Source organism: Flavobacterium ammonificans (assembly GCF_020885975.1).
Taxonomy (GTDB): Bacteria; Bacteroidota; Bacteroidia; order Flavobacteriales; family Flavobacteriaceae; genus Flavobacterium; species Flavobacterium ammonificans.
In genome coordinates this window covers 1404762-1428934 of the sequence record NZ_AP025183.1, presented here as the reverse complement: position 1 = coordinate 1428934, position 24173 = coordinate 1404762, and the positions used below count along the sequence as shown (strand labels likewise).

20 protein-coding genes are annotated in these 24173 nt (G+C 34.1%); 16 read left to right on the top strand and 4 right to left on the bottom strand.

Annotation, left to right across the window (positions count from 1 at the left end; translation table 11 throughout):
- The first annotated feature begins 121 nt into the window (after positions 1 to 121).
- The 5 genes from truA to pepT all read left to right on the top strand — a co-directional run bounded on the left by truA (position 122) and on the right by pepT (position 6183).
- Positions 122 to 865: a tRNA pseudouridine(38-40) synthase TruA gene (gene truA / locus LPC23_RS06450; RefSeq protein WP_229328967.1), complete on the top strand. Its 744-nt coding sequence runs from the start codon at positions 122 to 124 to the stop codon at positions 863 to 865.
- 98 nt (positions 866 to 963) lie between these two features.
- Complete coding sequence (locus LPC23_RS06445; RefSeq protein WP_229328965.1) at positions 964 to 2718, top strand: ABC transporter ATP-binding protein; 1755 nt, start codon at positions 964 to 966, stop codon at positions 2716 to 2718.
- A 136-nt stretch (positions 2719 to 2854) separates the two neighbouring features.
- Complete coding sequence (lpdA, locus tag LPC23_RS06440; RefSeq protein ID WP_229328963.1) at positions 2855 to 4243, top strand: dihydrolipoyl dehydrogenase; 1389 nt, start codon at positions 2855 to 2857, stop codon at positions 4241 to 4243.
- A gap of 151 nt (positions 4244 to 4394) precedes the next feature.
- Entirely contained in the window at positions 4395 to 4844 is a 450-nt protein-coding gene (locus LPC23_RS06435; RefSeq protein ID WP_229328961.1) for an endo-arabinase, read from the top strand.
- 100 nt (positions 4845 to 4944) lie between these two features.
- Positions 4945 to 6183 carry a peptidase T gene (gene pepT / locus LPC23_RS06430; protein ID WP_229328959.1) on the top strand — a complete coding sequence of 413 codons (1239 nt, stop codon included), beginning with the start codon at positions 4945 to 4947 and terminating at the stop codon, positions 6181 to 6183.
- Between the two features lie 52 nt (positions 6184 to 6235).
- Here the strand turns inward: pepT and yajC are convergent, their stop codons facing one another.
- Together yajC and nusB are read right to left on the bottom strand one after the other, a co-directional pair.
- Entirely contained in the window at positions 6236 to 6508 is a 273-nt protein-coding gene (yajC, locus tag LPC23_RS06425; RefSeq protein ID WP_229328957.1) for a preprotein translocase subunit YajC, read from the bottom strand.
- Positions 6509 to 6534: 26 nt separating this feature from the next.
- Positions 6535 to 7446, bottom strand: coding sequence for a transcription antitermination factor NusB (nusB, locus tag LPC23_RS06420; RefSeq protein WP_229331583.1), 912 nt, complete (start codon positions 7444 to 7446; stop codon positions 6535 to 6537).
- 211 nt (positions 7447 to 7657) lie between these two features.
- Between nusB and LPC23_RS06415 the strand changes: the two genes are divergently transcribed.
- Together LPC23_RS06415 and LPC23_RS06410 are read left to right on the top strand one after the other, a co-directional pair.
- Complete coding sequence (locus LPC23_RS06415) at positions 7658 to 9436, top strand: ABC transporter ATP-binding protein (RefSeq protein ID WP_229328955.1); 1779 nt, start codon at positions 7658 to 7660, stop codon at positions 9434 to 9436.
- Positions 9437 to 9503: 67 nt separating this feature from the next.
- Complete coding sequence (locus LPC23_RS06410; RefSeq protein WP_229327138.1) at positions 9504 to 9884, top strand: PUR family DNA/RNA-binding protein; 381 nt, start codon at positions 9504 to 9506, stop codon at positions 9882 to 9884.
- Between the two features lie 58 nt (positions 9885 to 9942).
- Here the strand turns inward: LPC23_RS06410 and LPC23_RS06405 are convergent, their stop codons facing one another.
- Together LPC23_RS06405 and LPC23_RS06400 are read right to left on the bottom strand one after the other, a co-directional pair.
- The gene (locus LPC23_RS06405; protein WP_229328954.1) at positions 9943 to 11484 is read right to left on the bottom strand and encodes a S10 family peptidase; all 1542 of its coding nucleotides are present in this window, start codon (positions 11482 to 11484) and stop codon (positions 9943 to 9945) included.
- A gap of 153 nt (positions 11485 to 11637) precedes the next feature.
- Positions 11638 to 12570, bottom strand: coding sequence for a peptidylprolyl isomerase (locus tag LPC23_RS06400; protein WP_229328953.1), 933 nt, complete (start codon positions 12568 to 12570; stop codon positions 11638 to 11640).
- Between the two features lie 255 nt (positions 12571 to 12825).
- Here LPC23_RS06400 and trmD point away from each other — a divergent pair, with 255 nt between their 5' ends.
- From trmD to uvrB, 9 genes are all read left to right on the top strand, one after another.
- Positions 12826 to 13503 carry a tRNA (guanosine(37)-N1)-methyltransferase TrmD gene (gene trmD / locus LPC23_RS06395; protein WP_229323730.1) on the top strand — a complete coding sequence of 226 codons (678 nt, stop codon included), beginning with the start codon at positions 12826 to 12828 and terminating at the stop codon, positions 13501 to 13503.
- A gap of 124 nt (positions 13504 to 13627) precedes the next feature.
- Positions 13628 to 13981 carry a 50S ribosomal protein L19 gene (gene rplS / locus LPC23_RS06390; RefSeq protein ID WP_229323728.1) on the top strand — a complete coding sequence of 118 codons (354 nt, stop codon included), beginning with the start codon at positions 13628 to 13630 and terminating at the stop codon, positions 13979 to 13981.
- 265 nt (positions 13982 to 14246) lie between these two features.
- Positions 14247 to 16469 (top strand): NADP-dependent isocitrate dehydrogenase, encoded by a 2223-nt coding sequence (locus LPC23_RS06385; RefSeq protein ID WP_229328952.1) that lies wholly within the window; start codon positions 14247 to 14249, stop codon positions 16467 to 16469.
- 100 nt (positions 16470 to 16569) lie between these two features.
- Positions 16570 to 18972 (top strand): TonB-dependent receptor, encoded by a 2403-nt coding sequence (locus LPC23_RS06380; RefSeq protein WP_229328951.1) that lies wholly within the window; start codon positions 16570 to 16572, stop codon positions 18970 to 18972.
- Between the two features lie 5 nt (positions 18973 to 18977).
- Positions 18978 to 19799: a DUF4249 family protein gene (locus LPC23_RS06375; protein WP_229328950.1), complete on the top strand. Its 822-nt coding sequence runs from the start codon at positions 18978 to 18980 to the stop codon at positions 19797 to 19799.
- Positions 19800 to 19859: 60 nt separating this feature from the next.
- The gene (locus LPC23_RS06370) at positions 19860 to 20300 is read left to right on the top strand and encodes an META domain-containing protein (protein WP_229328949.1); all 441 of its coding nucleotides are present in this window, start codon (positions 19860 to 19862) and stop codon (positions 20298 to 20300) included.
- Positions 20301 to 20406: 106 nt separating this feature from the next.
- On the top strand, positions 20407 to 21069 hold the full coding sequence (locus tag LPC23_RS06365; RefSeq protein ID WP_229328948.1) for a thiamine diphosphokinase: 663 nt from the start codon (positions 20407 to 20409) through the stop codon (positions 21067 to 21069).
- A 36-nt stretch (positions 21070 to 21105) separates the two neighbouring features.
- Positions 21106 to 22059 (top strand): 23S rRNA (adenine(1618)-N(6))-methyltransferase RlmF, encoded by a 954-nt coding sequence (gene rlmF / locus LPC23_RS06360; protein WP_229328946.1) that lies wholly within the window; start codon positions 21106 to 21108, stop codon positions 22057 to 22059.
- A gap of 113 nt (positions 22060 to 22172) precedes the next feature.
- A complete protein-coding gene (gene uvrB, locus LPC23_RS06355; protein ID WP_229328944.1) occupies positions 22173 to 24164 on the top strand; it encodes an excinuclease ABC subunit UvrB in 1992 nt (663 codons plus the stop codon).
- Positions 24165 to 24173 lie beyond the last annotated feature (9 nt).

Sequence of the window (24173 nt, the reverse complement as noted above, 5' to 3'; positions counted from 1 at the left end):
TAGTTCGTCAAAGTTACAAACTAAAAAGACGAAATAAAAAGCCAAGAATAACTTACATATTTGGCTTTGCCCAACCTAAAAACTTTGTACATTTGAAGCTTGAACTTTTTGACGAATCAACTTGAGATATTTCATACATTTAGCCTATAACGGTACCCGTTTTCATGGCTGGCAAATACAGCCAAATGCAACTTCTGTTCAGGAAAACCTGAACAAAGCATTTTCTGTTTTATTGCAAACTGAAATCAATTTGATGGGGGCCGGACGAACCGATACTGGAGTTCATGCAAGAGAAATGTATGCCCATTTTGATTCGGATACCTCTTTTGACATACCGACCTTAGTTCACAAACTCAATTCTTTTTTACCAAAAGACATTGTGATTTATGATATCATTCCAGTTCATGATGACGCACATTCTCGATTTGACGCCTTAAAAAGAACCTATGAATACCACATTCATCAATTCAAGAATCCATTTATAGACGAACTGAGTTGGTATTTTCATCAGCCTTTGGACATCGACTTGATGAACCAAGCTTCGCAATTATTATTTAATTATACCGATTTCGAATGTTTTTCTAAAGTCAATACCGATGTAAATACATTTGATTGTACTATTTTTGAAGCGTATTGGAAACGAGGTAAGAACGATCAACTTGTTTTTACAATTTCAGCAAATCGTTTTTTGAGAAATATGGTGCGTTCCATTGTCGGGACGCTTATCAATGTAGGGTTGCATAAGATTACATTAGATGATTTTACTAAAATTATTGAAAGTAAAAGCAGGGAAAAAGCAGGATTCTCTGTTCCAGCACATGGTTTATATTTAACGAAAATAGAATACGATTACATCAACCCATAGCCCTGATAGAAGCGGCATCCTTTTTATAGGAGGACTGAGGCTCTCGAAGTCCACACATAAAAAGATACAGCGGATAGCAGGAAATAGCTCCAAATAAAATGAAGGCAAAAGCATTCGATACACGATTATTCAAACGAATATTAAAATACACTAAACCCTATCAATTACGATTTAGAGGAGTGATTGTATTTGCCATATCATTATCTGTTTTTGCGGCTTTGCGTCCTTATTTGTTAAAACAAACTGTTGATGGTTACATCAAAACTCATGATCAACAAGGTTTATTATTCTATATAACTTTAATGGGAATTGTTCTTTTAGCCGAGGTTTTTTCACAATATTATTTTGTGTTTTGGGCCAATTGGCTAGGACAAGATATAGTAAAAGATATTCGAACTAAATTATTCAAGCATATTTTAAGTTTCAGAATGAAGTATTTTGACCACGTACCTGTTGGACAATTAGTCACACGTTCTGTTTCGGATATTGAAGCTATTGCCCGAATCTTCAGTCAAGGCCTTTTTATGATCATCAGTGATTTGATGAAGATGGTGGTAGTACTATTTTTCATGTTTTACATGAACTGGAAACTAACATGGATTGTCATTGTAGCTATGCCTGTTTTAGTATTTTTTACTCGTATTTTTCAACGCAAAATGCAAATTGCTTTTGAAGAAGTGCGAACAGAAATTGCCAACATGAATTCCTTTGTTCAGGAACGTGTTACTGGGATGAAAATTGTGCAATTGTTCAATCGTGAAGATATTGAATTGGACAAGTTTAAAAACATCAACGAAAAACATAGAAAAGCATGGATTAAAACAATCTTGTACAACTCCATCTTCTTTCCTATTGCTGATATAATTTCGTCGTTAACCCTAGGTTTTATTGTCTTATATGGCGGATTTAAAATTCTGAATGGTGATATGTTTACCACTTTTGGGGATTTATTTTCGTATACTATGTTTATTGGAATGTTATTCAATCCACTGCGCCAAATTGCGGATAAATTCAACGAAATGCAATTAGGGATGATTGCTGCCAATCGTGTTTTTGATATTTTAGATACCCAAGACCAAATTCAAGATACTGGAACTATTGAGGCTCCCGTTTTTAAAGGTGATATTGAATTTAAGGGTGTGCGATTTGGATATATACCTGATGAAGAAGTGATCAAAGGAATTGATTTAGAAGTTAAAGCAGGACAAACCATAGCTATTGTGGGTTCTACAGGTGCTGGAAAGTCAACGATTATTAATTTGTTAAATCGTTTTTATGAGATCAATAGCGGAACCATTTGTATAGACCACAATTCAATTGAAAATTACACATTGGACTCGTTACGAAAGCAAATTGCGGTGGTTTTACAAGACGTTTTCTTATTTGCAGATACCATTTACAACAACATAACCTTGAATAATCCAGCTATTTCTCGTGAAGAAGTTTTGGCTGCAGCACAAAAGATTGGCGTACATGATTTTATTATGAGTTTGCCTGATAATTATGACTTTGATGTAAAAGAACGAGGCGTAATGCTATCGTCTGGGCAACGCCAATTGATTGCTTTTTTACGTGCCTTTGTAAGTAATCCGAGTATTTTGATTCTAGATGAAGCTACTTCTTCTATAGATACCTATTCAGAAGAATTAATTCAACGAGCAACAGAAACAATCACACAAGGGCGAACTTCTATTGTAATTGCGCACCGTTTGGCTACAATTGTTAATGCAGATAAAATTGTAGTTATGGATAAAGGTTTGGTTGTGGAAGAAGGAACCCATCAAGAGTTAATTAATAAAGAAAGTGGTTATTATAAAAATTTATACGATTCCCAATTTTCGGTGGCCAATTAATAAATCAAATCATCCTTACATTTATAAGCTTATTTTGATATTTTGTTAGTTTTTTACTTTATGCAAATGAAAATTTCACAAAACAGAATAAATCCTTAAATTCGCACCATCAATTAATTTAGATAAAATTATACACATGAAATACGATATTATTGTTTTAGGAAGTGGACCTGGAGGATATGTAACTGCTATTAGAGCTTCGCAATTAGGTTTTAAAGTAGCCGTTATCGAAAAAGAAAATTTAGGTGGAGTATGTTTGAACTGGGGATGTATTCCAACAAAAGCTTTGTTGAAATCTGCACAAGTTTTTGACTACTTAAAACACGCTTCTGACTACGGATTGACTGTTTCATCATTTGATAAAGATTTCTCTGCGGTAGTAAACCGTTCAAGAGGAGTCGCTGACGGAATGAGCAAAGGCGTTCAATTCTTGATGAAAAAGAATAAAATCGACGTTATTGATGGTTTTGGTAAAATTAAACCAGGAAAAAAAGTAGATGTAACTGATAAAGACGGTAAAGTAACTGAATACAGTGCTGACCATATCATTTTAGCTACTGGAGCACGTTCTCGTGAATTGCCTAACTTACCTCAAGATGGTGTAAAAGTTATTGGATACCGTCAAGCAATGACCTTACCAAAACAACCAAAATCGATGATCATTGTGGGTTCTGGTGCTATTGGTATTGAATTTGCCCATTTTTACAACTCAATGGGAACGGAAGTTACTATTGTAGAATTTATGCCTAATATAGTTCCAGTTGAAGACGAAGATATTTCGAAACAAATGGAACGTTCTATGAAAAAAGCAGGTGTCAATATTATGACTAACGCTTCAGTGGAAAAAATTGATACTTCAGGAAAAGGAGTAAAAGCATTTGTTAAAACGGCAAAAGGAGAAGAAGTTTTAGAAGCTGATATGTTACTTTCTGCTGTTGGGATCAAAACCAACATTGAAAACATCGGATTAGAAGAAGTAGGAATCGCTACTGATAAAGATAAAATCTTAGTAAACGCATACAACCAAACGAATATCCCAGGTTATTACGCAATTGGAGATATTACTCCAGGACAAGCTTTGGCTCACGTAGCTTCTGCTGAAGGAATTAATTGTGTGGAAAAAATCGCTGGATTACATGTAGAACCTATTGATTACGGAAACGTACCAGGTTGTACCTATGCTACTCCTGAAATTGCTTCAGTTGGATTAACTGAAAAAGCAGCGAAAGAAAAAGGATACGAATTGAAAATTGGTAAATTCCCATTCTCAGCTTCAGGAAAAGCAAAAGCTTCAGGAGCTTCTGATGGTTTCGTAAAAGTAATTTTTGATGCTAAATACGGAGAATGGTTAGGATGCCACATGATTGGTGCTGGTGTAACCGATATGATTGCTGAAGCAGTTGTAGCGCGTAAACTAGAAACTACTGGACACGAAATCTTAAAGGCAATCCACCCACACCCTACTATGAGTGAGGCAGTAATGGAAGCGGTAGCAGATGCATACGGGGAAGTAATTCACTTGTAAAATAGCAATTGCATATTCAATTGCAAAGACAAAATTCAAAAATCCGATTGGCCAATGCTAATCGGATTTTTTTGTGCCAATTCTTAATTTTAATAAGCAAGTAGCATAATTTCAGTATCTTTATTTCAATTACCAATTAAATCACACAATTATGAAATGGAAAGCTACTTTGATATTGTTTATTTGTATTGTCTCTTTTGCTCATTGCCAGAAAATGGATGAAGAAACAGCCATAAAAAAACTATTAGAAAAAGAATCCGCTACCTGGAGAGCCAAAGATGTCAAAGGTCATGCAGATTGTTGGCACATTCAACCCTATAGTAGAATCTTAGTTTCTTTACCCGATGGACAAACCATAGACGTACCTCCTACTGTAATGAAGAATCAAAAACCAGAAACCATGGGCAATGGTGGATTTGCAGTGAATTCGAATTATAAAATGAGTATTGCTAAAAACAATGCTTGGGTAAGCCATGACGAATTATCTACAGATGTTGAAGGGAAACGCACTTGGTCTTATGAAATTCGATTATTAGTAAAAGTGAACGAACAATGGAAATTAGTAGGACAATCACTCCACATTTACAAACGAGAAAATTAAATATACAATAGCGTTTCAAAAGAAAAATTCAACCTAACTGTTGGATTTTTCCATTTTTATACGGTCTTAAAATGTTTATCTTTGTTTAAAATAAAATATCATGCAACATATTATAGATAGATTCATTAGTTATGTCACAATAGACACCGAATCTGATCCCAATTCAACAACAACCCCAAGTACTAAAAAACAATGGAATTTGGCAAACAAACTTGTCGAAGAATTAAAAACAATTGGACTTCAAGACGTAAGTATTGATGACAAAGCCTACATCATGGCAACACTTCCAAGTAATGTGGAACATAAAGTTCCTACTATAGGATTCATTTCGCATTTTGATACTTCTCCTGATTTTACGGGTGCCAATGTTAAGCCTCAAGTAATTCCAGATTACGATGGTGGTGATATTGTATTGAATGCTGATAAAAATATTGTTTTGTCTCCAAAATACTTTAAGGATTTATTGCAATACAAAGGACAAACGCTAATTACTACAGACGGAACTACATTATTAGGAGCCGATGACAAAGCTGGAATTACCGAAATTGTTACGGCCATGGAATACCTTATACAACATCCAGAAATCAAACACGGCAAGATTCGAATCGGATTCACTCCCGATGAAGAAATTGGACGTGGAGCGCATCATTTTGACGTTGCTAAATTTGGAGCCGATTGGGCGTACACTATGGACGGAAGTCAAGTAGGTGAATTGGAATATGAAAACTTTAATGCAGCTGGCGCCAAAATTACGTTCAAAGGAAAAAGTGTGCATCCAGGCTATGCTAAAGGTAAAATGATAAATTCAATGCTGATTGCTAATGAATTTATCAATGCCTTACCAAAAGGAGAAACTCCAGAGGAAACGAAAGGTTATGAAGGTTTTTTCCATGTACATCATGTCAACGGAAGTATTGAAGAAAGCGTAGTCGAGTTGATTATTCGCGATCATAACAAAAAGAAGTTTGAAAAACGCAAGGCCTTAATTCATAAGATTACTCAAAAAATCAATAAAAAGTTTGCCAAACAATTTGGAGAAGATATTGCTATTGCTGAAATCAATGACCAGTACTACAATATGAAAGAAAAAGTATTACCTGTCAAACACATTGTCGACATAGCTGAGAAAGCAATGAAAGAAGTAGGCATTAAACCTTTGATAAAACCTATTCGCGGGGGAACAGATGGTTCTCAATTGTCTTATATGGGATTGCCTTGTCCTAATATTTTTGCTGGCGGACATAACTTTCATGGAAAATATGAATATGTACCGGTTGAAAGTATTCAAAAAGCAATTGAAGTAATCATCAAGATTGCAGAATTAACTGCTGTTAAATAGTGGTTACAAAAAAAGCTCCCAATTGGGAGCTTTTTTTGTAAGTATCTATCTTTTATTTTTTGTTCAAAGCGGCACTCATTTCCATTGAAATAGCAGAACGCTCCATTTTCAATTTACCTGACATCGTTTCAACAACTACTGTAGTCTCAGCTAATTCAGCAATTTTACCGTGTAGCCCACTTTTAGTAATGATTTTATCACTTACTTTCAAGTTACTTTCGAATTCTTTTTCAGCTTTAGCTCTTTTTTGTTGCGGTCTAATCATAAAGAAATAGATCACTACAAACATTAATAAGAACGGCGCAAATTGACTTAATTGTTCCATAATTGTATTATATTATTAATTTAACATTACATCAAGCCTCTACCAGCTTTGATCATTTTTTTATTGGTTTGAAATTCCTTCACTAAGTTATCTAAAATTCCGTTGATAAAAATACTACTTTTTGGAGTAGAATATTCCTTAGCTAATTCTAAATATTCGTTAAGAGTTACTTTAACAGGAATTGATGGAAATTTCAATAATTCACAAATTGCCATTTTTAAAATAATCGTATCCATTTCTGCAATACGATCCATGTCCCAATTGGGTGTTTTCGAATCAAATTCTTTGGCTAATTCTTTTTCGTTCAAAACAGTTTTTCGGAACAAATCTTTTGCAAAATCTTTGTCGTCAGCATCTTTAAATAGTTTAGGAACTCTAAAACTGTCATCTTCAGCCGACTTCAGACTTTTTAATTGTTTAACAATGTTCGTGTTTACCACCGGAATATCGTCAATCCAAGTTAATTTATCATCTTCCAAATATTCGTATAGTTTCTCATTTGGAACAATTATCTCTGTAAAAAGATCGATTACAAACTGTTTGTCTTCTTCAAAAGATACAGTTGGATTACTCATGTATTTATCATACAATTTACTCTCTTTCAATGATGTTAGCAGCAATTGAATATAATCATCATGAATATTCCAATTATTAATTTTTCTATTCTCTAAAGCAATGCTCAAAGAATTATTATCTTCTAATAATTTGAAAATTGAATTGTTGATAAATTTAGTATTGGGATTTCGCTCTTCAGAAGTAGCTAAATGTTTCTGACTTGATAAATGCAAAAAAACTTTTTCTTTCTTGGCTAACTCAATTAAGGAAGAAACCATAACTAAGTATAAATCTTGTATCGAATCGATACTGTAAAATAGAAATTTCTCTTGACCTTCTAAATTATCCGAACCGTTTTGATGCATAGCATAAATCGTTTGCATGACCTTAACGCGAATGTGTCTTCTATTTACCACTGGGAAAGAACTTTTAATGAATTAGGCTGCAAAAATAGGTATTTCATACCTTAAAAGAAAATTTAAACCTCTTTTTTAATTCAAAAAAAACAGAGTCGGAATTAAAGTCCGCTTACTTTTACATTCAATTATTCCTTTTATTACTTTATATTTGCGAAGCTAAAAGTGCAGCGAAACAATGAGAGAATTAAGTTATTTAAATAAGTACTTCGTCAAATACAAATTCAGTTTTTTACTAGGAATAGTAATTACCATTGTAGCACAAATCTTTTCATTGTTCACACCAAAACTGATTAGTCAATCATTAGAAGCCATTGAAAAATTTGATCGCTTATCCATTCAAGAAAAATCCTCTGAATCTGTTCTATCGCATTTCAAAAGCGATTTGGTTGACAATATACTACTTATCATTGGAACCACTATTATTGCCGGTTTTTTGACCTTTTTAATGCGACAAACATTAATCGTAATGTCACGTCATATTGAATTTGATTTGAAAAATGAAGTCTTTAGACAATATGAAAACCTTTCCCAACAATTCTACAAACAAAATAGAACTGGTGATTTAATGAACCGAATTAGCGAGGACGTTTCCAAAGTCAGAATGTATGTTGGTCCCGCCGTAATGTACACTATCAACACTTTTATTCGCTTTGCAATTGTAATTGCTTACATGTACAATGTATCGCCAAGATTGACTTTATATACTATTTTACCCTTACCTATTTTATCTTATACAATTTTTAAATTAAGTACTGAAATCAACAAACGAAGTACGGTATTCCAACAATATTTATCGAAAGTCTCTAGTTTTTCTCAAGAAATTTTTTCTGGAATTCGAGTTATCAAAGCCTATTCCTTAGAAAATCAGCATCAAGATAATATGATTGCTTTAGCCAATGAAAGTAAAAGCAAAAGCTTGGATTTAGCACGAGTACAATCTTTGTTTGGGCCGTTAATGTTAGCGTTAATTGGTATTAGTAACCTTGTAGTGATTTATTTTGGCGGACTGATGTACATGGACGGAACTATTAAGAGTATTGGTACCATTGCAGAATTTATCTTATATGTAAATATGTTGACATGGCCAGTGGCTTCTTTAGGTTGGGTTTCTTCTATGGTGCAGGAGGCAGAAGCTTCTCAAAAACGTTTGAATGAATTTTTAAAAATCGAACCTGAAATTAAAAATGCAAATCCAAATCGTTCATCTATTGAAGGAAGCATTGTGTTTAATAACGTAAGCTTCACCTATGAAGATACCAATATCAATGCCATTCAAAATATTTCGTTTACTGTAAATAAAGGAGAGACTTTAGCTATTTTAGGAAAGACTGGTTCAGGAAAATCAACTATTTTATCTTTAATTTCCAGATTATATGATGTTAACGAAGGTGAAATTAATATTGACAACAGACCAATTGACACCCTTAACTTATTTGATTTACGAAATAGTATCGGAATTGTTCCACAAGATGCTTTTTTGTTTTCAGACAGTATAAAAAACAACATTAAATTTGGGAAAGAAGATGCCGCCGATGAAGAAATTGAATTAGCAGCAAAAAATGCGGTTGTTCATGACAACATCATGGGATTCAATAAAAAATACGATACTGTTTTAGGCGAAAGAGGAATTACACTATCTGGAGGCCAAAAACAACGTGTGTCAATAGCTAGAGCTATTATTAAAAATCCGCCTATCTTACTTTTTGACGATTGTTTATCTGCGGTTGACACCGAAACAGAAGAAACCATTTTAAACAATTTGTACGAAATTTGTAAAGATAAAACTACCATCATCGTCAGTCATCGTGTTTCCTCTGCAAAAAATGCAGACCAAATTATTATCATTGATGAAGGAAAAATCATCCAACAAGGTTCTCATAATCAATTACTAAATGAGAAAGGGTACTATGCCGACTTGTATTTGAAACAATTATCGGAAAAAGAATTAACATAATTTTTGGTTAATCAATTTTTTTTTATCATTTTTGAATGTCAATAAACCAATAAATGAAGAACGGATTATGAGAGAAAATGATATGTTAGAAAAAGAGGAAATATTTTCTAAAATTTTAAGAGCCGGAAGAAGAACGTATTTTTTTGATGTAAGGGCTACTAAAGCAGATGATTATTACATCACAATAACCGAAAGTAAGAAGTTTACTGAAGAGGATGGTTCTTTCCACTTTAAAAAGCATAAAATCTATTTGTACAAAGAAGATTTTGCAGCCTTTACTGAAATTCTTGGAGATATGACGTCTTACGTTTTAAATCATAAAGGAGAAGAAGTAATTTCAGAAAGACACCAAAAAGACTTTAAGAAAGAATACACATCTGAAAATACAGAAGACGAGGTTACTCCTCAAGTATCAAGCTTTACAGATATTGATTTTGATGATATTTAATCAAAATTGGAATTAATAAAAAAGCCCAAAATCAAAATGATTTTGGGCTTTTTTATTTCTAGTATTTAGCGGGAACACCTGGCTTTGGTAATGATTTTTGAATAAATATTCTTAAGTCTTCATTTCCTTTAATTAAATCTTCTTTACGAAGGTACATCATATGACCGCTTCGGTATCCTTCAAATGACATTCTATCTTTCAGTTTACCACTTGGATCCATTTGCCACATATTGTATTTGGCATTAAAATAATCACAAGCACCATCATAATATCCAGATTGAACTAAAACGTGTAAATAAGGATTCTGCGCCATAGCTTGTCTCAAATTCTCTCCAGTTTTGTCTCCTGAATTATCCCAAGGATAAACTGGTCCAAACATATTGTACTTTAAATCAGTTTTGTATCCTAAATTATTTCGTAAGTAAATATTAATTGCTGGCGTAAACGAATGCAACCAAGACGTCAACTCTGAATTAAAGTCAGGATTATCACCAGCATCTTTGCGATCAATTCCTTTATAACGAGAATCCAAACGACCTACAGTATATCCTTGATCTCTCAATAATTCTTTCCAAAAATAATCCAAAGGAACATCTAGGTTGTTTTGCAAAATCACTTTTTCTGACATTCCTGAATAACGGGCTATTTTAGCCGCTATAGCATTTCTTTGAGATGCTTCTAGAGAACCTCCTTTACTCAATGCCGGTATCAATTCGTTTAATGTGAAATTTTCTACTTCAGGCAACATAGCTGTTAAATCTTTGGATTGTAAGTCAGATGGCAGCATTTTGTGAAACCAAGCTGTAGCAGCATAATAAGGCAAACGTAAAGCGGCTTTAGAAACCACACCTCTCTCTATTCCTAAAGTAGTTGGTGATACCAAAACAACCCCATTCAAATACATCCATTGACTATTTTGTAATTCCAGAGCCAAGCCAGAAACTCTTGTTGTTCCATAACTTTCGCCAATAAGATATTTGGGAGAAGCCCAACGATTAGAACGCGTAACAAATGTTTTGATCCATTCAGCTAAATATTTCACATCTGCATTCACACCAAAGAAAGTAGATTTAGGAGTTTCTTTATTGGTAATTCTTGAATACGCTGTGTTTACCGGATTAACAAAAACAATATCTGCTACATCCAAAATAGAATACGGGTTTTCTTTAATTCCGTACGGTTGAACAGGATATCCTTCGTCATCTATATTCAATAAAGTAGGACCAGTATACGCTATTTGCATCCAAACAGAAGCTGAACCCGGACCTCCGTTAAAGGAGATTACCAAAGGACGACTAGCGCGATCTTTTACATCAGAACGCTCATAATAGGTATAAAAAATTCCTGCAATAGTTTTTCCATCTTCATCCCAAACAGGCATAGTTCCTGTTGTGGCTTGGTAAGGCACTTTTTGCCCTTTAATAGTCGTTAGATGTTGGGTAATTACTTTTTCGTCTGGATTGAATTTTATATTGGAAACTAAATTTTCTACTTTTTCAGCTGGAGTAGCAGCTGAACCCTCTGATTTTTTAGAAGGTGATTGTGCAGTAACAAATAAGAAAGAACCTGTTAACGCAAAAGAAAACAACATTTTTTTCATAATAATAGTATTTGTGTGGTTACATATATTTGATTAGATAAACAAATGTAAAATAAATTGAGAATAAATCACGCTACACAAACAAGTTAAATACAAACACAAAAAAATCCCAAAGCAAGGCTTTGGGATTCTAGTACATACTATAAAGATGGATTATTTTACATCCATTAATTCTACATCAAAGATTAAAGTAGCATTTGGCGGAATAACCCCTCCAGCACCACGAGAACCATATCCTAAGTGAGACGGAATTACAAAACGCGCTTTATCTCCTACTTGTAACAACGCAATCCCTTCGTCCCAACCTTCGATCACATTACCTCTTCCTAATGGAAATTCAATTGGTTTTTTACGTGCATACGAACTATCAAAAACTTTTCCGTCAGGTAATTGACCTGAATAATGAACAGAAACTGTCTTACCATCTTCTGCTTTTTTACCAGAACCTCTTTGGATAAATTGGTAACGCAAACCGCTTTCTGTTTTTTCAAAACCAGCTGCTAATTTTTCCATTTCAGCTTCAGCAGCAGCGCGTTCTGCCTCAATACGTTTTGCACGTGAACCTTCAAAAGTTCTAAACGCTTCTACCGCATTCCATTGCTCAGCCTCTGCACCCACTCTTAAAATTTCTAAAGTTTCCAAAACATCCCCTTGAGCAACAGCATCTACAACATCCTGTCCTTCAACTACATGTCCAAAAACTGTATGTTTCCCATCTAACCAAGATGTAGGAACGTGAGTAATGTAAAATTGAGAACCATTAGTTCCAGGACCCGCATTAGCCATAGCCAAAACTCCTGGACGATCGTGCTTTAAATTGGGATGAAATTCATCGTCAAATTTATATCCAGCGTCTCCAGTTCCAGTTCCTTGAGGACAACCTCCTTGTATCATAAAATCAGGAATCACACGGTGAAATGTTAATCCGTCATAATATTTTGTTCCTTGTGGTTTTACCTTGTTCTCTAAGTTTCCTTCAGCCAAAGCCACAAAGTTCCCAACCGTTCCAGGTGTTAAATCGTGTGTTAATTTTACTGTAATTGAACCCTTAGCGGTGTTGAATTTAGCGTATATTCCGTTTTCCATTTTTGTTGATTTTTATTGAAGTGCAAAATTACAACAATAATATAGAAATGACAAAAACTTCTTGGGCGTGCCCTCCGCAAACGCTTCGGTCGGGCTGTACGTTCTATCTTTTTAGGCGGTCTCGAATGCCTAGACCACCTAAAAAGGATGCCACTTCCATCCCTCACGCTAATGCAGACTTCGTAAAACAAATTCGTTATTAAAAGTACTTTAAACTTTGTACCTTTGTCGCTTTACAACTTTGCACACTTCACAATGCGTATAGATATTATTACTGTTCTTCCTGAATTATTACGAAGCCCTTTTGAAGCCTCTATTATGAAACGAGCTATCGACAAAGGCTTGGTAGAAGTTCACTTCCATAATTTACGTGATTATACAACAAACAAACAAAAAAGTGTCGATGATTATCCTTTTGGAGGTGGCGCTGGAATGGTGATGACTGTACAACCTATTGACGCTTGCATTACGCATTTAAAAAGTGAGCGAGAATACGACGAAATCATTTATATGTCGCCAGATGGTGAAACGCTGAATCAAAAAATGGCGAATACCATGTCCATGTACGAAAACATTATTATTTTGTGCGGGCATTATAAAGGAGTCGATCAACGAGTGCGTGATCATTTTATTACCAAAGAAATTTCCATTGGCGATTATGTTTTAAGTGGAGGAGAATTAGGCGCATTAGTTTTATCAGATGCTTTAATACGTTTAATTCCTGGGGTCTTAAGTGATGAAACCTCTGCCCTTACCGACAGTTTTCAAGATGGATTATTGTCAGGACCTATTTATACTCGTCCCGCAGATTACAAAGGATGGAAAGTTCCCGAAGTATTAACTAGCGGTAACTTTGCTAAGATTGATCAATGGAGAGAGGATAAAGCCTACGAGCATACAAAAAACCGTCGTCCCGATTTATTAGAAGAGTAATTGAATATTTTTTACTTTTTTTCTTTAATATTCAAAATTTATAATTAATTTCGCAGCCGCATTAGACCAACCTCTGGCGAGAACCGTGAATGTTGCTCTATATTAAACCATAATTAAAATTATCATGGCAGATTTAATGAAATTCGTTAAAGACGAATTTGTAACAAGAAAAGATTTCCCTGAATTCGGAGCTGGAGATACAATCACAGTTTTCTACGAAATTAAAGAGGGTGAAAAAACAAGAACTCAGTTCTTTAAAGGAGTAGTGATTCAAAGAAGAGGTTCTGGTAACACAGAAACTTTCACTATCCGTAAAATGTCTGGAGCTATTGGAGTAGAGCGTATCTTCCCAGTTAATTTACCAGCTTTACAAAAAATTGAAATCAACAAGAAGGGTGCTGTACGTAGAGCTAGAATTTTCTACTTCAGAGAACTTACTGGTAAAAAAGCGAAAATTAAAGATAAGAGAAGATTCTAAAATAATTTTCAAAATAGTTAAAGTCCCACAATGTTGGGACTTTTTTTTGTCAATAATTTAACTTAAAATTTTCAAATTAGGAATTTTACCCCTCTAAAAATAGCAATTAAGTAATTAGGTGTTAAAACCTCTAAAATATTCATTTTTAACAACTAACTCGAATCATTTTTACATCTGATTTTCCTATATTTGCCGCACTAAAAAAATTAACGCAAACGTTTTAGTTAATTATACATTAATTAAAGATTTATTTAATCATTATACAATGGCACAGAAATCCAAAATTTTTTACACGCTTACAGATGAAGCCCCTTTGTTAGCAACTTATTCTTTTTTACCTATCGTTCAAGCCTTCACTGGCACCTCTGACATTGAAATTGAAACAAGAGATATTTCATTGGCTGGTAGAATTTTAGCAAATTTCTCAGAGTATTTGACAGATAGTCAGAAAACAGGAGATGCATTAGCAGAATTAGGTCAGTTAGCAACAACTCCTGAAGCGAATATTATAAAACTACCTAACGTTTCTGCTTCTGTGCCGCAATTAAAAGCTGCCATTGCTGAACTGCAATCTCATGGATATGCATTACCTAGCTTTCCAGAAGATCCTCAGAATGAAGAAGAAAAAAACGTAAAAGCAAAATACGCTAAAATATTAGGATCAGCTGTAAATCCAGTTTTACGTGAAGGTAACTCGGATCGTAGAGCGCCAAAAGCAGTAAAAAATTACGCCAAAGCCAATCCACATTCTATGGGAGCTTGGTCGCCAACATCAAAAACCTATGTTGCCTCAATGGAATCGGGTGATTTTTACGGAAGTGAACAATCGGTTACCATTGCTGAAGCAACCGATGTAAAAATAGAATTTGTAGCTAAAGACGGAACAACTACCGTTTTAAAAGCTAGTACTCCATTAAAAGCTGGCGAAATTATCGATTCGTCAGTAATGAATGTAAACGCTTTAAAATCTTTTGTAAACAAAACAATAAACGAAGCTAAAGAACAAGGTCTATTACTTTCAGTTCACTTGAAAGCAACTATGATGAAAGTTTCTGACCCAATCATTTTTGGTGCTATAGTTGAAGTGTATTTCAAAGATGTTTTTGAAAAATATGCCGCTTTATTTGCTGAATTAAATATCGATACCAGAAATGGTCTTGGGGATGTTTATGCTAAAATTGCTGGTCATGCGAAACAAGCTGAAGTAGAAACTGCAATCAATAATGCTATTGCAAATGGCCCTGCTATTGCTATGGTAAATTCTGAAAAAGGAATCACAAATCTTCATGTTCCATCGGATGTAATTGTAGATGCTTCGATGCCAGCTATGATTCGTACTTCAGGCCAAATGTGGAACGCAGCAGGCAAACAACAAGATACTGTAGCCATTATTCCAGACCGTTGTTATGCTGGTGTATACACTGCTACAATTGATTTTTGTAAACAAAATGGTGCTTTTGATCCAACTACAATGGGAAGTGTTCCGAACGTAGGTTTAATGGCTCAAAAAGCAGAAGAATATGGGTCTCATGATAAAACATTCCAAATGCAAGCAGATGGGGTGGTACGTGTTGTGGATACTAATGGAAATGTTTTGATGGAACAAGCTGTTGAAGCGAAAGATATTTTTAGAATGTGTCAAGCAAAAGATGCTCCAATTCAAGACTGGGTTAAACTAGCTGTAAATAGAGCTCGTTTGTCTAACACACCAGCTATATTCTGGCTAGATGAAAATAGAGCTCACGATAGAGAATTAATTGTGAAAGTTCAAAAATATTTGAAAGACCACGATACAACTGGTTTAGATATTCAAATCCTTTCTCCAATTGCAGCTACTAAAGCAACTTTGGAAAGAATTATTAAAGGACTAGATACTATCTCTGTAACTGGAAACGTATTACGTGATTACTTAACTGATTTGTTTCCAATTTTAGAAGTGGGAACTTCAGCTAAAATGTTATCTATTGTTCCTTTGATGAATGGTGGAGGCTTATTTGAAACAGGTGCTGGTGGATCAGCTCCAAAACACGTGGAGCAATTTACTGAAGAAAGTTATTTACGTTGGGATTCACTTGGTGAGTTTTTAGCTTTAGGTGCTTCTTTAGAACATTTGAGCCAAACATTAAACAATCCTAAAGCTATGGTTTTAGCTGAAACATTAGACGTTGCAACTGAAAAATTCTTAGCGAATGATAAATCTCCAGCGCGTAAAGTAGGTCAAATTGACAACCGTGGTTCTCATTTCTACTTAACAATGTATTGGGCAGAAGCATTAGCAGCACAAGATAAAGACGCAGAATTAAAAGCAACTTTTACTCCTGTTGCGAAAGCATTTATTGATAATGAAGCTACTATTAATTTAGAATTAATTGGCGCGCAAGGAAAATCACAAAATATTGGTGGGTATTACCAACCAAATCCAGATTTAACATCAAAGGCTATGCGACCAAGCGCAACTTTTAATGCAATTCTAGCCACAATAAAGTAAAACTTGTAACTTATTTAAAAAAGGCAACTAACACAGTTGCCTTTTTTTATGTAACTTTATGTCTTCAATAATTAAATTGGGTTGATACAAAATAGTAACTATGAAATTGGAAAAATTGAAAAGAATTATTAAAAGTAAGCTAGTAATTTTTTTATTTTTATTTAGCTGTTTTTACACATCGGCTCAAGAAAAATATACTTTGAGTGGAACTATTAGCGATAGTAATAGTAATGAAACCCTAATTGGCGTTACTGTATTTATCCCTGAATTAAAAACAGGAGTTCTAACAAATGAATATGGATTTTATTCCATTACACTTCCTAAAGGAAAGTATTCTATTCGAATCAACTATTCTGATTATCAAAATCTTGATGAAGTACTAGAACTAAATCAAAATCTAAAAATAAATTACAAACTTATTCCGAAAGAAAACGTTTTACGAGAAGTAATCGTAACCAGTAGTAAAAACATTACTGATATTCGAAAGCCCGAAATGAGTGTAAACAAGCTTTCAATATCAACAATAAAAAAAATGCCTGTTGTATTGGGCGAAGTGGATATACTAAAATCAATCTTATTACTTCCTGGTGTAACCAATGCAGGCGAAGGTGCTTCGGGATTTAATGTTCGTGGTGGTGGAGCTGATCAAAATTTAATCCTTTTAGACGAAGCAATGATTTTTAATTCGTCTCATGTATTCGGTTTTTTCTCAGTCTTTAATCCAGATGCAATCAAAGATTTAAAATTATATAAAGGGGGGATTCCTGCTCGATATGGCGGAAGAGCCTCTTCTGTTTTAGATATTTATCAAAAAGACGGAAGTAGTAAAGGTTTTCATGCCAATGGCGGAATTGGTCTAATCTCCAGTCGTTTACTTCTTGAAGGACCAATTATAAAAGACAAAGGTTCGTTTTTAATAGGAGGTCGAAGTTCGTACGCACATCTTTTTCTTAAATTATCAGAAGACCAAAAAGATAACGCAGCTTATTTTTATGATTTAAATACAAAATTGAGTTACAAAATCAATCCTAACAATAATATTTTCTTATCCGGTTATTTTGGTCGTGATGTATTTAGTTTAGCAAATAGTTTTACTAATATTTACGGAAATTCAACACTAAACCTGAGATGGAACCATTTATTTTCTGACAAACTTTTTTCTAATTTGTCATTGATTTATTCCGATTACTATTATGGATTAGATTTGGATTTCGTAGGATTTAAATGGGATTCTGGAATAAAGAATTACAATATCAAGTACGATTTAAAAAATTATATTTCTGATAAATTCAAATTGAATTATGGAATAAACGCCATTTATTATGATTTTAATCCTGGAATTATTAGACCTTCAGATCCAAATTCAGGCATCAACTTTGCTCAACTTGACAAAAAATATGCTTTTGAACCAGCCGCTTATTTAGATGCTGAGCAAGAAATATCTGATAAAATTGCTATTTCTTATGGTTTACGATACAGTTTATTTTATCGTTTAGGTAATTCAAAAATAAATATTTATGAAAATAACAACCCTGTTTTATTTAATTCTGAAATGCAGATTTATGAAAAAGCAACTCCAATAGGGGTTCAGAATTATAGAAAAAATGAAACCATCACAAATTTCGGAAATCTAGAACCTCGTTTTTCACTAGCTTACCAAGTAAATGACTCTCAATCTATTAAAACGAGTTACAATAGAATGGTTCAATATCTTCAGTTAGTTTCCAATACCGCTTCTCCTACTCCATTAGATGTATGGACTCCAAGTGACTCATTCATAAAACCTCAAATTGCAGACCAAGTAGCGGTTGGATATTTTACGAATTTTTCAGAGAACAAGTATTCCTTAGAAATTGAAAGTTATTATAAAAAAATCCAAAACCGTATCGATTATATTGATGGAGCTGATTTAATTGCAAATAACGCATTAGAGCAAGTAATTTTAAACGGAAGAATGAGGGCTTATGGTTTAGAAATCATGTTAAAGAAAAATGAAGGGAAATTCAACGGTTGGATTTCATACACATTATCTAGATCTGAACAACAAACCCCTGGAAGAACAATTTTAGAAACAGGTATTAATAATGGAGAATGGTACAAATCAGCTTTCGATAAAACCCATAACTTAGCCATTACAAGTGCCTATGAGTTAAATAAAAAATGGTCTTTTGGTGCGAATTTCGCATTACAATCTGGACAACCTGTGACCTTTCCTAATGGACAATATCAATATTTAGGAATCACTGTACCAAGTTATGGATTACGAAATGAAAACAGGTTACCGGCATACCACCATTTAGATATATCTGCTACATTATCACCAAGTAAAAATAGTTCGCGAAGTACAAAAAGTGAATGGGTGTTTAGTATTTATAATTTGTACAACAGAAAAAATGCAGCTGCTATCAATTTTAGACAAAATAGTGACACAGGAAACAATGAGGCCATAAAAACCTCAATTTTCGGAATAGTTCCAGCTGTCAGTTATAATTTTAAATTTTAGAAAGTATGAAAAACATATATTATTTATCGTTCATAATATGGAGCTTCTTACTTGTTAGTTGCGAAGAAGTAATTCAGTTAGATTTAGACACTGCAGCCCCAAAATTAGTTATTGAAGCGGCTATCACATGGAAAAAAGGAAGTGCTGGAAATGTTCAAAAAATTAAACTTAGTACTACAACTAGCTTTTATAGCACTTCGCCTAATATAGCAAAGGGTGCAATTGTAAGTGTTGAAAATAGTAAAAATCAAAAATTTAATTTTGTTGAAGCTCCTAACACTGGTGAATACAGATGTTCGAATTTTGTTCCTGTAATTGGTGAAACTTATCGTTTGACAATACAATACAACGGGGATACATATACAGCAGAAGAAATAATGCAGCCAGTGGCAGAAATTACTAAAGTGGTACAAAATAATAACGGTGGCTTTGGAGGGAATAGTATAGAGCTTAAAGCACATTATATAGATCCCGCAGTTGTAAAAAATTTCTACCTCTACAGATTTACCTATGCGACTCAAGTTACTTCTAACTTTTATACAGATGAAGATGTGTTTTTTAATGGTAATGAATTCTTTAGCATTTCCCAAAATGACGACATTAAACCTGGAGACAAAGTAGAAATCAATCACTATGGAATTTCCAGAACCTATTTTAATTATATGTCTGTTTTGGTAAGTATTGCAGGTAATAGCGGAGGCGGCCCTTTTCAATCTCCACCAGCAACAGTTCGTGGTAATGTTATAAATACTACAAAAAAAGAGAATTTCCCATTAGGCTATTTTTCATTAAGTGAATACGATTCTGTTAATTATATTGTAAAATAATTTAATAGTAATTATTTTTTTAAATTCGCATTATTATTATCAACCCTAAATCTTTACAAAATGAAATTACAAATTTTGTCAATTGCCCTATATACATCAATTGTTTTTTACTCATGTGATTCTTCATTGATACAAAGTAGTAATGCTAAAAATGTAACCGAACAATCCATTACTAACAAAAAATGGAAAATTACACTTTTAAATTCCGAGAAAATTCAAGGAGACGAAAAAGACTTTTATCTTAAACTCAATTCTAATTCAAATCAATTAGAAGCCAAAGCAGGATGTAATCAACTATTTGGTGAGTTTCAAATAAAAGACAATTTTATCTCATTTTCAAAAATTGGATCAACAAAAATGTATTGCGGAGATACCATGGCTATTGAAAATTCTTTTATTGCAATTTTATCTCAAACTAGTAAAGTGGTAGTCATAGATTCATCCAAGTTCATATTACTTAAAGATGATATAGTTATTGCACAATTTGAACTAGTTAAATAAATTATCTTATTTAAATCCTGTAAGTTAAAATCTTACAGGATTTAATTCTTATTTAGTACTTTAAAAACAGATAATTTAATACATTTACGGTACTAAAAAACATCCAATGTCTTCACATCATATCGTTAGAGACGACCAAGAACCGGCTTTAATTATTGCTAATGGCGCCTCGTGCCAACCTGAATTAATAGGGCAATTACTAGAGTGGTCTCCGCTCGTAGTGGTATTAGATTCAGCTATGGAACGCGTTATGGAATTGGATATCAAAGTAGATGTTTTAATAGGTGATTTTGATCGTAATTTTGATCCAGAAAAGTACCAAGAAGAACAATTTCCAATTGAAATCATTCATACACCCGATCAAAACAAAACCGATTTAGAAAAGGCATTTGATTATTTGATAGCGCGAAATATCCCTGCAGTAAATGTCGTTTGGGCAACTGGTAAAAGAGCCGATCATACTATAACTAATATAACGACTATTTCTAAATACCGTAATGTTTTAAAAATTGTCCTTCTAGATGACCATTCCAAAATATTTTTATTACCCAAAAAGTTTGAAAAATGGTACACCGCTAACACTCCCATTTCTTTAATACCGATAGGAAATGTGACAGGAATTCGTTCTTCCAATTTATTTTACCCACTTCAAAATGATACCCTCACTTTAGGTTATCGAACTGGAAGTAGCAATCATGTAACTCAAGACGGCATTGTAACGATAGAGCATGAAGATGGTGATTTACTCTTGATGGAATGTATTGATTAATATAATACCGTCGAGATTGCTTACTTTTGTAACGAAATGGAAAAACAACAAGTACTAGCACCGATACTAAAACAAAAATTACACCCTCGAAATCTTGATAATTCAGGTTATCATTTTGACCAATTAATTAATTCCTGTTCTGAACTTGCTAATTTTGTTTTTACCAATCCGCATAACATTCAAACCATTGATTTTGCTAATCCTGAAGCTGTAAAAACTCTAAACAAGGCGTTATTAGCTTTCCATTATGGAATTCAAAATTGGAATATCCCTAAAAACTACCTCTGCCCTCCTATTCCAGGTCGTGCTGATTATATTCATTACATAGCTGATTTATTAGCTGCAAGTAACAACGGTAGTATTCCACAAGGTGAAACAGTTCAAGGTTTAGATATTGGAATTGGAGCCAATTGTATCTATCCAATTATAGGAAATGGATCTTACGGATGGAGTTTTGTTGGGACAGATATCGATGAAAATGCCATTCAAAATTGCAAAAAAATCATTCAAAATAACTCTAAACTAATTGATGCAATTAGTTTGCAACTACAAACCGAGTCTCGTTTTATTTTTAAAAACATCATTACTCCTGAAGATAAATTTGCCTTTACGATTTGTAATCCGCCCTTTCATAAATCGGAAGAAGAAGCAAACAAAGGAACGCTTCGGAAAATATCAAATTTAAAACAGCAAAAGACCAAAAAAGTGGCACTCAACTTTGGTGGTCAAAATGGGGAGTTGTGGTGTGATGGTGGCGAACTGCGATTCATCACTCAAATGATTTACGAAAGTGTAAAATATACTATGAATTGTATGTGGTTTACTACTTTGGTATCCAAAAAAGAAAATCTTGCTAGCATTTATAAAACTTTAAATATAGTAAATGCCGTCGAAATAAAAACTATCGATATGGCTCAAGGCCAAAAAACAAGTCGTTTTGTAGCATGGACTTTTATGACTTTGGAACAACGAAAAAATTGGCAATTTTAGATTGAGATAAACACTAATTTCACAAATTACACTAATAAATTGGATGAGTTGTAATTACAATTAGGTGATTACACCTCTTTTGTCTCTTGATTTGAATTAAGTATCTTTACCAAATGAATTTCCAAGTAGTATCTGATTACCAACCTAAAGGCGACCAACCACAAGCGATTGAAAAATTAGCTCGTGGCATCATTGAGGGCGAACAATTTCAAACATTATTAGGAGTAACGGGATCCGGAAAAACATTTACAGTAGCCAATGTCATTCAGGAAGTACAACGACCTACTTTGGTTTTGGCACACAATAAAACTTTGGCAGCGCAATTGTATTCTGAATTCAAACAATTTTTCCCCAACAATGCTGTAGAGTACTTTGTTTCCTACTACGATTACTATCAGCCTGAAGCTTTTATGCCAGTTACAGGAGTTTTTATTGAAAAGGATTTATCCATCAATGAAGAACTAGAAAAAATGCGTTTAAGCACGACCTCTTCCCTTCTTTCAGGCCGAAGAGATATTCTAGTAGTAGCTTCAGTTTCCTGTTTGTACGGTATTGGAAATCCGGTAGAATTTCAAAAAAATGTAATTGCCCTGGAACGCGACCAGGTGATTTCGAGAACCAAATTATTGCATAGTTTAGTTCAAAGTTTATACGCGCGTACCGAAGCTGATTTTAATCCAGGAACTTTCCGAATTAAAGGCGACACAGTCGAAGTTTTTCCAAGTTATGCCGATGATGCTTTTCGCATTCACTTCTTTGGTGACGAAATTGAAGAAATAGAAAGTTTCGATGTCAAAAATGCGCAGGTGCTAGAAAAGTTTGAAAAACTGACCATCTACCCCGCCAATATGTTTGTGACTTCGCCAGATGTATTGCAAAATGCTATTTGGGAAATCCAACAAGATTTAGTCAAGCAAGTTGATTATTTCAAAGAAATAGGCAAACATTTGGAAGCCAAGCGTCTTGAAGAGCGCACTAATTTCGATCTAGAAATGATTCGGGAATTAGGGTATTGTTCGGGTATCGAAAATTATTCCCGTTACCTTGACGGACGAGCAGCTGGAACACGACCGTTCTGTTTATTGGATTATTTTCCAAAAGATTTTTTAATGGTGGTCGACGAAAGTCACGTAACCCTATCTCAAGTTCACGCTATGTATGGCGGTGACCGAAGCCGAAAAGAAAACTTAGTCGAATACGGTTTTCGATTACCAGCAGCTATGGACAACCGTCCGTTGAAATTTGAAGAGTTTGAAGCAATGCAAAATCAAGTCATTTATGTCTCAGCAACACCTGCCGACTATGAATTGCAAAAAACTGATGGAGTTGTTGTAGAACAAGTTATTCGCCCTACGGGTCTTTTGGATCCAATTATAGAAGTGCGACCAAGCTTAAACCAGATTGACGATTTGATTGAAGAAATTCAGCAACGTTGTGAACTGGACGAAAGAGTTTTGGTGACCACCTTGACCAAAAGAATGGCAGAAGAATTGGCCAAATACTTGACCAAAGTGTCTATTCGTTGTCGTTATATTCACTCCGATGTCGATACTTTAGAGCGCATTGAAATTATGCAAGATTTACGAAAAGGCCTATTTGATGTGTTGATTGGCGTCAACTTATTACGAGAAGGATTGGATTTACCCGAAGTTTCTTTGGTGGCCATTTTGGATGCCGACAAAGAAGGTTTTTTGAGAAGTCATCGTTCGTTAACACAAACTATTGGACGTGCTGCCCGAAACCTGAATGGAAAAGCCATTATGTATGCTGACAAAATCACGGATAGTATGCAAAAAACGATTGATGAAACCAATTACCGAAGAACAAAGCAGATTAATTTCAATATCGAAAATAATCAAGTTCCTCAAGCTTTGAATAAGAAAATAGATTCGGCATTCACTAAAAATCCTTTGGTCGAATACGAATTAGGACATACTTTAAATGTAGCGGCTGAAGCTGAAACTGCTTATTTATCTAAATCAGAAATTGACAAATTAATTCGCGAAAAGCGCAAATCAATGGAAAAAGCTGCCAAAGAACTGGACTTTATGCAAGCCGCAAAATTGCGTGATGAAATCAAAAAATTACAAGAACAAGCCGACTAATAGTATTGC